At 61.1% G+C, this 15,223-nt stretch carries 10 protein-coding genes; 2 read left to right on the top strand and 8 right to left on the bottom strand.

Features of this window, described 5'->3' with window-relative positions; genetic code table 11:
* The first annotated feature begins 13 nt into the window (after positions 1–13).
* On the top strand, positions 14–463 hold the full coding sequence (locus D109_RS0118905; protein ID WP_017478252.1) for a hypothetical protein: 450 nt from the start codon (positions 14–16) through the stop codon (positions 461–463).
* 150 nt (positions 464–613) lie between these two features.
* Here the strand turns inward: D109_RS0118905 and D109_RS0118900 are convergent, their stop codons facing one another.
* Positions 614–1,507, bottom strand: a complete 894-nt coding sequence (locus D109_RS0118900; RefSeq protein ID WP_017478251.1) for a LysR family transcriptional regulator — start codon at positions 1,505–1,507, stop codon at positions 614–616.
* Between the two features lie 181 nt (positions 1,508–1,688).
* Here D109_RS0118900 and D109_RS0118895 point away from each other — a divergent pair, with 181 nt between their 5' ends.
* Complete coding sequence (locus D109_RS0118895) at positions 1,689–2,906, top strand: MFS transporter (RefSeq protein WP_017478250.1); 1,218 nt, start codon at positions 1,689–1,691, stop codon at positions 2,904–2,906.
* 53 nt (positions 2,907–2,959) lie between these two features.
* On the opposite strand, the gene hemE is transcribed toward D109_RS0118895, so the two are convergent.
* From hemE to D109_RS0118860, 7 genes are all read right to left on the bottom strand, one after another.
* Positions 2,960–4,027: a uroporphyrinogen decarboxylase gene (gene hemE / locus D109_RS0118890; RefSeq protein WP_017478249.1), complete on the bottom strand. Its 1,068-nt coding sequence runs from the start codon at positions 4,025–4,027 to the stop codon at positions 2,960–2,962.
* A gap of 242 nt (positions 4,028–4,269) precedes the next feature.
* On the bottom strand, positions 4,270–5,688 hold the full coding sequence (locus D109_RS0118885) for an FAD-dependent oxidoreductase (RefSeq protein WP_017478248.1): 1,419 nt from the start codon (positions 5,686–5,688) through the stop codon (positions 4,270–4,272).
* 32 nt (positions 5,689–5,720) lie between these two features.
* The gene (gltB, locus tag D109_RS0118880) at positions 5,721–10,166 is read right to left on the bottom strand and encodes a glutamate synthase large subunit (protein WP_026078069.1); all 4,446 of its coding nucleotides are present in this window, start codon (positions 10,164–10,166) and stop codon (positions 5,721–5,723) included.
* A 350-nt stretch (positions 10,167–10,516) separates the two neighbouring features.
* Complete coding sequence (locus D109_RS0118875) at positions 10,517–12,076, bottom strand: SPOR domain-containing protein (protein WP_017478245.1); 1,560 nt, start codon at positions 12,074–12,076, stop codon at positions 10,517–10,519.
* 10 nt (positions 12,077–12,086) lie between these two features.
* Complete coding sequence (gene aroB, locus D109_RS0118870; RefSeq protein WP_003209346.1) at positions 12,087–13,187, bottom strand: 3-dehydroquinate synthase; 1,101 nt, start codon at positions 13,185–13,187, stop codon at positions 12,087–12,089.
* A 147-nt stretch (positions 13,188–13,334) separates the two neighbouring features.
* The gene (gene aroK, locus D109_RS0118865; protein WP_026078068.1) at positions 13,335–13,853 is read right to left on the bottom strand and encodes a shikimate kinase AroK; all 519 of its coding nucleotides are present in this window, start codon (positions 13,851–13,853) and stop codon (positions 13,335–13,337) included.
* A 4-nt stretch (positions 13,854–13,857) separates the two neighbouring features.
* Positions 13,858–15,195 (bottom strand): type IV pilus secretin PilQ, encoded by a 1,338-nt coding sequence (locus D109_RS0118860; RefSeq protein ID WP_017478243.1) that lies wholly within the window; start codon positions 15,193–15,195, stop codon positions 13,858–13,860.
* Positions 15,196–15,223 lie beyond the last annotated feature (28 nt).

Genomic DNA, 15,223 nt, shown 5'->3' with positions numbered 1-15,223 from the left:
CTGGAGAAATGGAATGTCTTCCCTGCTACGCGCAACACTGGTCGCTTTGGCCCTGCTCACCACCGCTGGCTGCACCAACAAACCGGTGCTCAACCCCCAGCACGACTTGCCGGCGAACCCGCAGGTCAACGAAGAAAAAATGAAGCAGACCATCGTTGCAGCCCTGAACAAACGCGAATGGGTCGTGCAGCGCCTGAGCCCGCAACTGGTGCAGGCCGAGATCAACGTGCGCAACAAATTCCACGCTGAAATCGACATCCGCTACACGGCCACCCACTACGCCATCACCTACCGCGACAGCCGCGACCTGGGCTACAAGGACGGCAAGATCCACCGCAACTACAACCGTTGGGTGAGCATGCTGGACCGGGATATTCTGGCGGCGTTGCGCACCAATGGTGTGAGTGACAACGGGTCGGCGGCGCAGTTGTTCCAGCAGACCGGGACTTCGAAGCAGAACTGAAACACCCGCTTCCCTGTGGCGAGGGAGCTTGCTCCCGTTGGGGCGCGAAGCGCCCCTGAAACCTGCGATTGAGGGTTGTCTGGTAAAACTCGGTCGTCGGGTTTTGGGGCTGCTGCGCAGCCCAGCGGGAGCAAGCTCCCTCGCCACAGGTCATACCAATGCCTTACGGGTCAGCAGCTCGACAAACGCCTTGGCCATCGGCGTTTGCTGGCCCTTACGCTGCACCAGCCACACCGCCGTCACCGCTTCCTGATCCAACAGCGTGCGATACACCACGCCATCAATGCGTATCCGCTGATACGACGCCGGTAGCACCGAAACACCCAGCCCCGCGGCCACCAAACCGATGATGGTCATCGCCTCCCCGGCCTCCTGAGCGAAGTGCGGGCTGAAGCCGGCATCACGCGCAAGATTCAGCAGTTGGGCGTACAAGCCGCTGCCATAAGTCCGCGGGAAAAACACAAACGGTTCTTCAGCCAATTGCGCCAAGTGCAAACCACGCTCACTGCCCTCCACCAACGGATGCCCGGCGTTCAGCACGGCCACCAAGGGCTCGCGCATCAGTTCCACGACGCTCAGCGAATCGGGCAACGGCAACGGCCGCATCAACCCCACCTGTATCGACTCATCCACCAGCGACTCGGCCACTTCCGTGCTGCTCATCTCCTGCAAATTCAGATACACCGCCGGGAATGCCTGGCGAAACGCGAAGATCGCCTGTGGGATGCTGGAGTTGAACGGCGCGGAAGAGGTGAAGCCAATCTTCAACTCCCCCAGTTCACCCAACTGCGCCCGACGCGCCACGTCCGCCGCTTTGTCCACCTGCGCCAGCACCAGACGTGCCTCTTGCAGGAACAATCGGCCCGCCTCGCTCAGCTCGACCCGACGATTGGTACGCTCGAACAACCGCGCCCCAATCTCCTGCTCCAGCGCCTGGATCTGCTGGCTCAGCGGCGGTTGGGAGATGCCCAGCACCTGCGCGGCGCGGCCAAAGTGCAGCTCTTCAGCCACGGCGATGAAGTAACGCAGGTGGCGCAATTCCATGAAAACCTCATTAGGTCGTAAAAGCTCTTAAACAGGTCGAACAATATATTGGAAAGAATCATTAGCGAGCTATATTCTTTTTTGCATTGTCAGCCCTGGCAGTCTTTCCTCCCCGAGGTCCCGCGTGAAATCTGCTGTCGCTCCGCTTGCTCAAGAAGTACCGCCCACTGCCCTCGATGAAGTGGTGGCACAGCTCAACGAGCAGTACATCGAAAAAGGCACCCCGATGTTCATGCGCACGGTGCTGGCGCTGTTTTCCGGCGGTTTCGCCACCTTTGCCCTGCTCTACTGCGTACAGCCGATGATGCCGGCGCTGTCCCACGAATTTTCCATCAATGCCGCACAAAGCAGCCTGATCCTCTCGGTAGCCACCGGCATGCTCGCCATTGGCCTGCTGATCACCGGGCCGATTTCCGACACCTTTGGGCGCAAGCCGGTCATGGTTGCCGCGCTGTTCTGCGCCGCGCTGGCCACCATCGCCAGCGGCCTGATGCCGACCTGGGAAGGCATCCTGCTGATGCGCGCACTGGTGGGCCTGTCCCTCAGCGGCCTGGCGGCGGTGGCCATGACCTACCTGAGCGAAGAGATCCATCCACAACACATCGGCCTCGCCATGGGCCTGTATATCGGCGGTAACGCCATCGGTGGCATGAGCGGGCGCTTGATCATCGGCGTGCTGATCGACTTCGTCAGCTGGCACACGGCGATGCTGATCATCGGCGCCCTGGCACTGATCGCGGCCACGGTGTTCTGGAAGATCCTGCCGCCGTCGCGCAATTTCCGCTCAAGCCGCCTGAACCCGCGCAGCTTGCTCGATGGCTTCACGATGCACTTCAAGGATGCCGGGCTGCCCTGGCTGTTCCTCGAAGCGTTCCTGCTGATGGGCAGCTTCGTGACCCTGTTCAACTACATCGGCTATCGTTTGCTCGCCGATCCGTATGACTTGAGCCAAGCCGTCGTCGGCCTGCTCTCACTGGTCTACCTCTCGGGCATCTACAGCTCGGCAAAAATCGGTTCGCTGGCCGATCGCCTGGGCCGGCGCCGGGTGTTGTGGGCGACCATCGTGTTGATGCTTGCAGGTATCGCCCTGACGCTGTTCACCCCACTGGTGCTGGTGGTGGTTGGCATGCTGATGTTCACCTTCGGCTTCTTCGGCGCACACTCGGTAGCCAGCAGCTGGATCGGCCGCCGCGCGCTGAAAGCCAAGGGCCAGGCCTCGTCGTTGTACTTGTTCAGCTACTACGTGGGTTCGAGTATTGCCGGCACGGCAGGCGGTTTCTTCTGGCACTACGCCGGGTGGAACGGGATTGGCGGGTTTATCGTCGCGCTGTTGATCGGCGCGTTGCTGGTGGCGTTGAAGCTGGCGAAGTTGCCACCGTTGCAGGAAGCTAAGGCTTAACCACCGCTCACAAAAAAGCCCGGCATCTGCCGGGCTTTTTCATTGCCGCGCGATCACTCGTGATACTGCGCCGACAATTCGTGCACCGCCCGCAGGAACGCACCTGCGTGCTCCGGATCAACTTCCGGGGTGATGCCATGGCCAAGGTTGAACACGTGACCACTGCCTTTGCCGTAGCTGGCGAGGATGCGGCCCACTTCAGTGCGGATGGCTTCCGGCTTGGCGTACAGCACGGTCGGGTCCATGTTGCCTTGCAGCGCAACCCTGCTGCCCACGCGGCGGCGGGCTTCGCCGATGTCGCAGGTCCAGTCCAGGCCCAACGCGTCGGCGCCGGCGTCGGCGATGCTTTCCAGCCACAGGCCGCCGCCCTTGGTGAACAGGATGACCGGCACTTTGCGGCCTTCGTGTTCGCGGATCAGGCCGCTGACGATTTTGCGCATGTAGGCCAGGGAGAATTCCTGGTACGCCGCCGCCGACAGGTTGCCGCCCCAGGTGTCGAAAATCTGCACCGCTTGGGCGCCGGCCATGATCTGGCCGTTGAGGTAGGAGGTGACCGACTGTGCCAGCTTGTCCAGCAGCAGGTGCATGGCTTGCGGGTTGTCGTAGAGCATGGCCTTGGTCTTGCGGAAGTCTTTCGACGAGCCGCCTTCGACCATGTAGGTGGCCAGGGTCCACGGGCTGCCGGAGAAGCCGATCAGCGGCACGCGGCCGTTCAGCTCGCGGCGGATGGTGCTGACGGCATCCATGACGTAGCCCAGGTCCTTGTGGGGATCGGGGATCGGCAGGGCTTCGATATCGGCCAGGGTGCTGACGACTTTCTTGAAACGCGGGCCTTCGCCGGTTTCGAAGTACAGGCCTTGGCCCATGGCGTCAGGGATGGTCAGGATATCGGAGAACAGAATGGCCGCATCCAGCTGTGGATAGCGGTCCAGGGGTTGCATCGTGACTTCGCAGGCGAACTCCGGGTTCATGCACAGGCTCATGAAGTCGCCGGCGTGGGCGCGACTGGCGCGGTATTCCGGCAGGTAGCGACCGGCCTGGCGCATCATCCACACAGGGGTGACGTCCACGGGTTGCTTGAGCAGGGCACGAAGGAAACGGTCGTTCTTGAGGGCAGTCATGTCGGCATCCGCAAAAAAAGTGCGGGCATTTTCTCAGAGCGCGACGCAAAAGGCACGGCAAGAGCCGTGCCTTTTGTCTATCGGGTCAATTTGTCGCGGATATGAAAGCGCCGCAAAACAAATGTGGGAGCGGGCTTGCTCGCGAATGCAGTGGGTCAGCCAACACATCTGGTGACTGACATACCGCATTCGCGAGCAAGCCCGCTCCCACATTTTGATCCCATTTCAATCCGGGACCGGGGTCAGACCTGCAGGTAATCCAGGATCCCTTCGGCGGCGTTGCGGCCTTCGAAGATGGCCGTCACTACCAGGTCAGACCCGCGCACCATATCGCCACCGGCGAAGATTTTCGGGTTGCTGGTCTGGTGTTTGTACTGGCCTTGTTCCGGGGCTACAACGCGGCCCTGGCTGTCGGTCTGGATCTTGAACTGCTCGAACCACGGCGCCGGGCTTGGGCGGAAACCGAAGGCGATGACCACGGCGTCTGCCGGGATGATCTCTTCGGAACCCGGGATCGGCTCCGGGCTGCGACGGCCACGGGCGTCCGGTTCGCCGAGACGGGTCTCGACCACTTTCACGCCTTCGACACGGTCTTCACCGACGATAGCGATCGGCTGGCGGTTGTAGAGGAATTTCACGCCTTCTTCCTTGGCGTTCTTCACCTCTTTGCGCGAGCCCGGCATGTTGGCTTCGTCACGACGGTAGGCACAGGTCACCGACTTGGCACCCTGGCGAATCGAAGTACGGTTGCAGTCCATCGCGGTGTCACCACCGCCCAGCACCACGACCTTCTTGCCTTTCATGTCGACGAAATCTTCCGGCGACTTTTCAAAGCCCAGGTTGCGGTTGACGTTGGCGATCAGGAAGTCCAGAGCGTCGTACACGCCCGGCAGGTCCTCACCGGCAAAGCCGCCCTTCATGTAGGTGTAGGTGCCCATGCCCATGAACACGGCATCGTATTCTTCGAGCAGTTGTTCCATGGTCACGTCCTTGCCGATTTCGGTATTGAGGCGGAACTCGATACCCATGCCGGTGAAGACTTCGCGACGATGGCTCAGTACGGTTTTTTCCAGCTTGAACTCGGGGATGCCGAAGGTCAGCAGGCCGCCGATTTCCGGGTTCTTGTCGAACACCACCGGGGTCACGCCGCCACGCACCAGCACGTCGGCACAGCCCAGGCCCGCCGGGCCCGCGCCGATGATCGCGACGCGCTTGCCGGTCGGCTTGACCTTGGACATGTCCGGGCGCCAGCCCATGGCGAACGCGGTGTCGGTGATGTACTTCTCCACCGAACCAATGGTCACCGCGCCGAAGCCGTCGTTGAGGGTGCAGGCACCCTCGCACAGACGATCCTGCGGGCACACCCGGCCGCACACTTCCGGCAAGGTGTTGGTCTGGTGCGACAGCTCGGCGGCGGCGAGGATGTTGCCCTCGGCCACCAGCTTCAGCCAGTTCGGAATGAAGTTGTGCACCGGGCACTTCCATTCGCAATACGGGTTACCGCAACCCAGGCAACGGTGGGCCTGGTCGGCCGAGTGCTGGGGTTTGAAGGGTTCGTAGATTTCCACGAACTCTTTCTTGCGTTGACGCAACAGTTTCTTCTTCGGATCTTTGCGCCCGACATCGATGAACTGGAAGTCGTTATTCAGACGTTCAGCCATGTTAAAACCTCATCAAACTCTTCAGGCGCATATCACTGCGGGTTGGCACGGATGCTGGAAAGCAACGATTTCAGGTTGGCCGCCTTGGGCTTGACCAGCCAGAAACGACGCAGGTAGTCATCAAGGTTTTCAGCGAGGTTACGACCCCATTCGCTGTTGGTTTCCTCGACGTATTCGTCCAGCACATGCTGCAAGTGGTTGCGATAGGATTCCATCGCTTCGCCGCTGATCCGCTGGATCTCCACCAACTCGTGGTTCACCTTGTCGACGAAGGTGTTGTCCTGGTCCAGCACGTAGGCGAAACCGCCGGTCATGCCCGAACCGAAGTTGTAGCCAGTCTTGCCCAGCACCGCGACAAAACCACCGGTCATGTATTCGCAGCAGTGATCGCCGGTACCTTCAACCACGGTGTGGGCACCGGAGTTACGCACCGCGAAACGCTCACCGGCCGTGCCGGCTGCAAACAGCTTGCCGCCGGTTGCGCCGTACAGGCAGGTGTTGCCGATGATGGCACTGTCTTGAGTCTTGTAGACGCTGCCGGCCGGCGGAACGATCACCAGCTTGCCGCCGGTCATGCCCTTGCCCACGTAGTCGTTGGCGTCGCCTTCGAGGTACATGTTCAGGCCACCGGCGTTCCACACGCCGAAGCTCTGGCCAGCGGTGCCCTTGAAGCGGAAGGTGATCGGCGCCTTGGCCATGCCCTGGTTGCCGTGCTTGCGCGCGATTTCGCCGGAGATGCGTGCGCCGATGGAACGGTCGCAGTTGCAGATATCCAGGGCGAATTCGCCGCCGCTTGCGTCGTTGATCGACGAAGTGGCCATCTCGACCATCTTCTCGGCCAGCAGGCCCTTGTCGAACGGCGGGTTGCGGTCAACCTGGCAGAACTGTGGCTTGTCGGCCGGGATGTGATCGCTGCCCAACAGCGGCGTCAGGTCCAGGTGCTGTTGCTTGGCGGTCTGGCCTTCGAGGATGTCCAGCAGGTCGGTACGGCCGATCAGCTCTTCCAGGGAACGCACGCCCAGCTTGGCCAGCCACTCACGGGTTTCTTCGGCAACGTAGGTGAAGAAATTCACCACCATGTCGACGGTACCGATGTAGTGGTCCTTGCGCAGCTTCTCGTTTTGGGTCGCCACGCCGGTGGCGCAGTTGTTCAGGTGGCAGATGCGCAGGTATTTGCAGCCCAGGGCGATCATCGGCGCGGTGCCGAAGCCGAAGCTTTCGGCGCCGAGGATCGCGGCCTTGATCACGTCGAGGCCGGTTTTCAGGCCACCGTCGGTCTGCACCCGGACTTTGCCGCGCAGGTCGTTGCCGCGCAGGGTCTGGTGCGTTTCGGCCAGGCCCAGTTCCCAAGGCGCACCGGCGTACTTGATGGAGGTCAGCGGCGAAGCGCCAGTGCCGCCGTCGTAGCCGGAGATGGTGATCAGGTCGGCATAGGCCTTGGCCACGCCGGCGGCGATGGTGCCCACGCCGGCTTCTGCGACCAGCTTCACCGAGACCAGGGCCTGCGGGTTGACTTGTTTCAGGTCGAAAATCAGCTGCGACAAATCCTCGATCGAGTAGATATCGTGGTGCGGCGGCGGCGAAATCAGGGTCACGCCCGGCACTGCATAACGCAGCTTGGCGATCAGGCCGTTGACCTTGCCGCCTGGCAGTTGCCCGCCTTCACCCGGTTTGGCACCCTGGGCGACCTTGATCTGCAGCACTTCGGCGTTGACCAGATATTCCGGAGTTACACCAAAACGGCCAGTAGCGACCTGCTTGATTTTCGAGCTCTTGATGGTGCCGTAGCGTGCCGGGTCTTCACCGCCTTCACCGGAGTTGGAACGCGCACCCAGGCGGTTCATGGCTTCGGCCAGGGCTTCGTGAGCCTCAGGCGACAAGGCACCCAGGGAAATACCGGCGGAGTCGAAACGCTTGAGGATCGATTCCAGTGGTTCGATCTCGCTGATGGCCAGCGGCGTATCCAGGGTTTTCACCTTGAACAGGTCACGGATCATCGACACCGGGCGGTTATCCACCAGCGCGGTGTATTCCTTGAACTTGGCGTAGTCGCCCTGCTGCACGGCGGCTTGCAGGGTGTTGACCACGTCCGGGTTGTAGGCGTGGTATTCGCCACCGTGGACGAACTTCAGCAGGCCACCTTGCTGGATCGGCTTGCGCGCGCTCCAGGCTTCGGCTGCCAGGGCTTTCTGCTCGGCTTCGATGTCGACGAAACGTGCGCCCTTGATGCGGCTCGGCACGCCCCGGAAGCTCATGTCGCAGACTTCTTCCGACAGGCCGATGGCTTCGAACAGCTGCGCGCCACGGTACGAAGTGACAGTGGAGATACCCATCTTCGACAGGATCTTCAGCAGGCCCTTGGTGATGCCCTTACGGTAGTTCTTGAACACCTCATAGAGGTCGCCCAGCACTTCACCGGTACGGATCAGGTCGCCGAGTACTTCGTACGCGAGGAACGGGTACACCGCCGAAGCGCCGAAGCCGATCAACACCGCGAAGTGATGCGGGTCGCGGGCAGTGGCGGTTTCAACCAGGATGTTGGAGTCGCAACGCAGGCCCTTTTCGGTCAGGCGGTGGTGCACCGCGCCAGTGGCCAGGGAGGCGTGGATCGGCAGCTTGCCCGGGGCGATATGACGGTCGGTCAGCACGATCTGGGTACGGCCGGCGCGCACGGCTTCTTCAGCCTGATCGGCGACGTTACGCACAGCAGCTTCAAGGCCGAGGCTCTCGTCGTAGTTCAAGTCGATGATCTGGCGGTCGAAGCCTGGGCGATCCAGGGTCATCAACGAGCGCCACTTGGCCGGCGAAATCACAGGCGAACTGAGGATCACGCGGGAAGCGTGCTCAGGCGATTCCTGGAAGATGTTGCGCTCGGCACCGAGGCACACTTCCAGGGACATCACGATGGCTTCACGCAGCGGGTCGATCGGCGGGTTGGTCACCTGGGCGAACTGCTGGCGGAAATAGTCGTACGGCGTACGCACGCGCTGGGACAGCACGGCCATTGGCGTGTCATCGCCCATGGAGCCGACGGCCTCATAGCCTTGCTCGCCCAACGGGCGCAGCACCTGGTCACGCTCTTCGAAGGTGACCTGGTACATCTTCATGTACTGCTTGAGCTGGTCGACGTCGTAGAAAGCCGAGCCGTGGTCATTGTCTTCCATGGTCGCCTGGATGCGCAGGGCATTCTTGCGCAGCCATTGCTTGTACGGATGACGGGACTTCAAGCGGTTGTCGATGGCATCGGTGTCGAGGATCTGACCGGTTTCGGTGTCCACAGCCAGGATCTGGCCCGGGCCAACGCGGCCCTTGGCGATCACGTCTTCCGGCTTGTAGTTCCACACGCCGATTTCCGACGCCAGGGTGATGAAGCCGTTGGTGGTGGTCACCCAACGCGCCGGGCGCAGGCCGTTACGGTCGAGCAGGCACACGGCGTAGCGACCGTCGGTCATTACCACGCCGGCCGGGCCGTCCCACGGCTCCATGTGCATCGAGTTGTACTCATAGAACGCCCGCAGGTCGGGGTCCATGGTCTCGACGTTCTGCCACGCTGGCGGAATGATCATGCGCACGCCACGGAACAAGTCGATGCCGCCGGTGACCATCAGTTCGAGCATGTTGTCCATGCTGGAGGAGTCGGAACCCACGCGGTTGACCAGTGGGCCGAGCTCTTCCAGGTCCATCAGGTCGTTGGCGAACTTGGTGCGACGGGCCACGGCCCAGTTGCGGTTGCCGGTGATGGTGTTGATCTCGCCGTTGTGGGCGAGAAAGCGGAATGGCTGGGCCAGCGGCCATTTCGGCAGGGTGTTGGTGGAGAAGCGCTGGTGGAACACGCAGATTGCTGTTTGCAGGCGCTCATCGCTCAGGTCTGGATAGAAGGCGGTCAAGTCCGCCGGCATCATCAGGCCTTTATAAATGATGGTCTTGTGAGAAAAGCTGCAGATGTAGTGGTCGGTGTCGGCGGCGTTGGCCACCGACGAGCGACGACGGGAGGTGAACAGCTTGATCGCCATGTCCTGATCGCTCAGGCCATCGCCGGCGATGAACACTTGTTCGATCTGCGGCAAGCGCTCCAGGGCCAAGCGGCCGAGTACGCTGGTGTCGATGGGCACTTTGCGCCAGCCGACGAGTTGCAGGCCAGCAGCCAGGATCTCGCGGTTCATGTTCTCGCGAGCAGCTTCGGCTTTGACCGGATCCTGGTTGAAGAACACCATGCCCACGGCGTATTGCTTGGGCAAATCGGCGCCGAAATGCTCCTTGGCGACTGCGCGCAGGAACTGGTCGGGCTTTTGAATCAGCAAGCCGCAACCGTCACCAGTCTTGCCGTCGGCGTTGATCCCACCGCGGTGGGTCATGCAGGTCAGGGCCTCGATGGCCGTTTGCAAAAGGGTATGACTGGGCTCGCCCTGCATATGGGCTATCAGGCCGAAACCACAGTTATCCTTGAATTCATCGGGTTGGTACAGACCTGCTTTCATAGACACTTTCTCACCAGGCTGCCTCTTATTTCGAGGCAAATTTCTTTTCAATTCAACCGGTTACCTTCCACGCCGAACGTACGCCGGCTTAGCGGGGGCAAAAGGGAGGTCATTGTACACACCGACACAGACGCTCACAAATTTAGCGACGAAATGTCGCAAATCTATGTCGCATTTATGAAAGGTTTAAAGCGATATGCTGTGCTAGTCAAAACTTTTTTAATTTTGACCGCTACGACTCAAAAGCCACTGTGACGCAGACACCACAAAGCGCGCGGCCTTCAGGGCTGCACGCTGTGTTGTTTTTTTTGAGGTGCCGAGAGGGCGGCCTGGGTAAGGCCGCCGGATCTTCAGCGAGTTGTTGCCAGTTCTTGTTGAACGCTGGCGACAGTGCGAGGCCAAGGTTTACCAGCCTGAACCTTCGCTGGCAAGGCCTTGATAGCGGATTCCGCTGCTGTACGGCTGGAGAAGTTGCCGTAAGTGATCACGTAGAGCGGCTTGCCGTTGAGGACTTTCTTGAAATAACGGTACTCGCCGCCCTGCTCTTTCACGAACGCCTGAGCGTTGGCTTCGGAGCTGGTGCCCAGGATCTGCACCACGAAGTTACCGGTAGGCTGGCTGGTGTACCAGCTGCTGCCGGTAGCGCCGGCCTTGGCCACGGTCACCGGTTTTTCAGCAGGCTTGGCGGCAGGCGCTGGCTTGGCCACAGGCGCTGGGGCCACTGGCTTCGCAACAGGCGCTGGCTTGGCGGTAGCAACTTGGGCTGGCGCTGGCGTCGGCGCAGGCTTGGCCGCTGGCTGACCCGCCGGCACGCCCGCAGGTGGCGCAGTGGTGGTCACGGTCGGCGGCGTGGCGCTGGAGCCTTCCACCGGCACGCCATCGTCGCCTTCGCTGATACCGCCAGCGGCTTCAGCCAATGGACCACGCATCACAGGCTGACCGACCATTGGCAGGTTGGTGGGTTGGCCGGAGTTGGCAAATTCAACATTCGGTGTTGGCTTGCCCAGTGGCAACTGCGCCTGTTCGGTTGGCGCGCCAGCGGTGGTCGGGGCCTTGTTGCGACCTGGAATCAACCAGGCGGCGGCGACAGCGACCACGACAACGGCAGAAATTGCCAATACGTGCTTCTTAGGCATAGTGAACCCCATCTTTGGACGCTTGACCGCTGAGCGGCTGGCAATCATGGCTTCGATCATGGCATCGCGGGCAACCTGGTTGATGGTGCCAGGCCAGCCGTCGGAGCTTTCGTGAATATCAGAGATCTGCGAAGCGGAGAAAAGTTCGATGCCCTGCCCTGCGCCTTCCAGCCGTTGGGCGAGGTATTCGCGGGTTTCTTCTTCTTCGTAAGGCTGCAGTTCGATGACGTGGAACAGTTCCTGTTCGCCGCTGATCTGCTCAAGTTCGGCAATCAGCGAAGACTCGCCAAACAGGAACACATGCGGACGACCTTCAGGCGTACCGGCCGCCAGGGCCAGCAACGCTTCCAGGGCAGATTCGTCGAGCTGCTCGGCGTCATCCACCAGCAGGTAGACTTCCTGGCCGGTCAGGCCCAGTTGCACCACTTGCTTGAGGATCGCATTCGGCTCGGCAGTGGACACGTCCAGGGCCTGGGCCACTTGGCGCAACACGCCCGCCGCATCACCGGCACCACGGGCGGAAACCACCACGCTCTGTACCGATTGCTTGTTGGTGCTGGCCACCAGCGCTTGGCGCAGCAAGGTCTTGCCGCTGCCCAATGGGCCGGTGACCACCAGCAACAGCTGGCTGTAGCGCGCGAGGTGGTGCAACTGCCCGAGCACCGGCTTGCGTTGTGCAGGGAAAAATTTGAAACCAGGCACCCGTGGAGCAAAAGGGTCGTGGCTTAACTGGTAATGGCCGAGGAACGCCTCGTCGGCATGCAAACTAGTCATCGGGATCTTATTAACCTTTAAGCTGGGCCAGGGCGCGGTAATCCGCTCCCAGCGTGGCCTGTAAAATCTCTTTCGGATAATCGTCGGTCACTACCGCTTCGCCCATTCGGCGCAACAGCACCAGTCGCAGTCGACCGTCGATCACTTTCTTGTCTATTGCCATATGTTCGAGAAAATCTGCCTCAGTCATCTCTTCAGGAGGAATGACCGGCAACCCGGCGCGCTGGAACAGGCGGATCCCGCGATCACGCTCCTGGGCACTGATCCAGCCCAGGCGTTGCGACATCTCCAATGCCATCACCGTGCCAGCCGCTACGGCCTCTCCATGCAACCACACACCATAGCCCATGTGAGTCTCGATCGCATGGCCGAAGGTGTGGCCGAGGTTCAACGTGGCGCGCACACCGGACTCACGTTCGTCGGCATTGACCACCAACGCCTTGGCGGCGCAGGAGCGTGAAATTGCTTCGGTCAGCGCCACCTGGTCGAGGGCGCGCAGGGCGTCGACATGCTCTTCAAGCCAGGTCAGGAAAGGCTCGTCGCAGATCAGGCCGTACTTGATGACTTCCGCCAGGCCCGCCGACAGCTCGCGGGGCGGCAGGGTATTGAGGGTGGCAGTGTCGATCAGCACGACATTCGGCTGATAGAACGCACCGACCATGTTCTTGCCCAGCGGATGGTTGATACCGGTCTTGCCGCCCACCGACGAATCGACCTGGGATAGCAACGTGGTCGGCACCTGGATAAAGTCCACGCCGCGCTGGTAGCAGGCGGCCGCGAAGCCGGCCATGTCGCCTATCACCCCGCCACCCAGCGCTACTACAGTGGTGCGACGGTCATGACGGGCCGTCAGCAGGCCATCAAAGATCAATTGCAGGGTTTCCCAGGTCTTGAAGGCCTCGCCGTCGGGCAATACCACCGAGATCACCGAATACGCCGCAAGGCTGCGGCTCAGACGCTCAAGATACAGCGGCGCGACCGTTTCATTGGAGATGATCGCCACTTGCCGCCCGGCAATATGCGGTGCGAGCAACTCGGGCTGGTCCAACAAACCTTCGCCAATATGGATCGGGTAGCTGCGCTCGCCAAGATCGACCTTAAGTGTCTGCATGTGTCCCCGCGTTGAAGATGAAAGCAGGCGTCCTGCCCTACATTAACGTTGTCGGCATCGTCGGGATATGACGTCGCCTGATGGCTCTACGCCACAACTCGGACGGTCATGACGCGCCGCCGAGGATAGCGCATTTCGGCTCTGGCTTTAACGGGGCGGCAATTGTGCCAGGCGATCAAGAATGTCAAGAACGACCATTCGCGGCGGCCGCTCATCGGTTTCCACCACCAGATCGGCGATTTCCCGATACAGCGGATCGCGCAGCATGAGTAAGTCCCGCAGGGTTTTTGCCGGGTCGGCGGTACGCAACAACGGGCGGTTGCGATCGCGAGCGGTGCGGCCCACCTGCTGCTCCACAGACGCATGCAGATAAACCACGCGACCGCCGGCGTGCAGCGCCCGGCGATTCTCGTCGCGCATCACTGCGCCGCCGCCGGTGGCCAATACCACGCCGTCACAGCCGCACAGCTCGGCAATCATCGCCTGCTCGCGGTCGCGAAAGCCCAGCTCGCCTTCCTTATCGAAGATCCACGGGATATTGGCGCCCGTGCGCAATTCAATTTCCTTATCGGAGTCTTTGAATGGCAGGCGCAGCTCTTTGGCCAGCAAACGGCCGATGGTGCTTTTTCCAGCCCCCATCGGTCCTACAAGAATCAAATTTCGCACAGAATCAACGACTCACAGCAATCGCCTGGTTATTCATAATACGCGGAGTCAGGAATACCAGCAGCTCGGATTTTTTCTCCGAAACCACATCCCGCCGGAAAAGGCGGCCAAGATACGGCACATCGCCCAAAAATGGCACTTTATCTACCACTTTGCTTTGAGTATTGGAGAAAACCCCGCCAATCACGATGGTCTCCCCGTCCTGGACCAGCACCTTGGCGTTTACCTCGTTTTTCTTGATCGGCGGCACGTCATTGAGTTTGTTCAGGTAGTCGGGCTCGTCCTTGGTCACCTTGACCTCCATGTTCACCCAGCCGTCCGGTGTGATTTGCGGCGTCACTTCCAGTGACAGCGAGGCTTCCTTGAACGACACCGAGGTAGCACCGGTGGAGCTGGATTCCTGATAGGGAATCTCGGTGCCCTTGAGGATTCGCGCGGTTTCCTTATCGGAGGTGACGACCTTGGGCTGCGAGACGATTTCACCATTGCCGGTTTTTTCCATGGCGGTCAGCTCCAGATCCAGCAACAGGTTGTCGGTGATAAAGGCGATCCCCAGGCCGGCGCTGCCGTTGACCGTGCCCATATCTACAAACGGCGAGCTGGGCGGGTTTTCGGGAGGCTCGGCGCCCTCGGCCAGCGGTTTCCTGATACCGCCAGCGCCCCAGTTACCCCGACTCATCTGCCCACCCCAGCGTACCCCCAGGCTTTTGTCGTAATCCACATTGGCCTCGACAATCCGCGCCTCGATCATCACCTGCCTTACCGGAATATCCAGTTGCGCCACGATCCGACGCAGTTCCTCCAGCCGCTCCTGGGTCTGGTAGGCAATGATGTTGTTGGTGCGATCATCCACCGCCACCGAGCCGCGCTCATCGGTTGCACCTTCCAGGCCCACGGCCGACTGGAACAGCTTGGCTAGGTCCGACGCCTTGGCATAATTCACTTGCAGCAGTTCACGGCGCAACGGGGCCAGCTCCGTCATTTGCTTACGCGACTCCAGCACCAGCAGCTCGCGGGCCGCCAACTCCTCGGCAGGCGCCACCAGCAGGACGTTGGCCGTCACGCGCTTGTCCAGCCCCTTGGTTTGCAGCACAAGATCCAGGGCCTGGTCCCAGGGCACGTCCTTGAGGCGCAGGGTGATCGAACCCTGCACGTCGTCGCTGGCCACCAGATTGAGGCCGGCGACGTCGGCAATCTGCTGCAGCACCGCACGTAACTCGATGTTCTGGAAGTTGAGGGACAGCTTGTCGCCGGTAAATGCCACGCGCTCGGTACTCAGGGGCGCATTGCCAGGTGGCGGCAGGTGAATCAGGTCGATTCGATTGGGCACAGCCATGACCATCGGTGCCGTGAACGCTATCCATAGCGCC

This window comes from Pseudomonas sp. PAMC 26793 (genome assembly GCF_000313235.1).
GTDB lineage: Bacteria > Pseudomonadota > Gammaproteobacteria > Pseudomonadales > Pseudomonadaceae > Aquipseudomonas > Aquipseudomonas yamanorum.
Note: the sequence above shows the minus strand (reverse complement) of the source record. Positions and strands in the feature narration are given on the sequence as shown.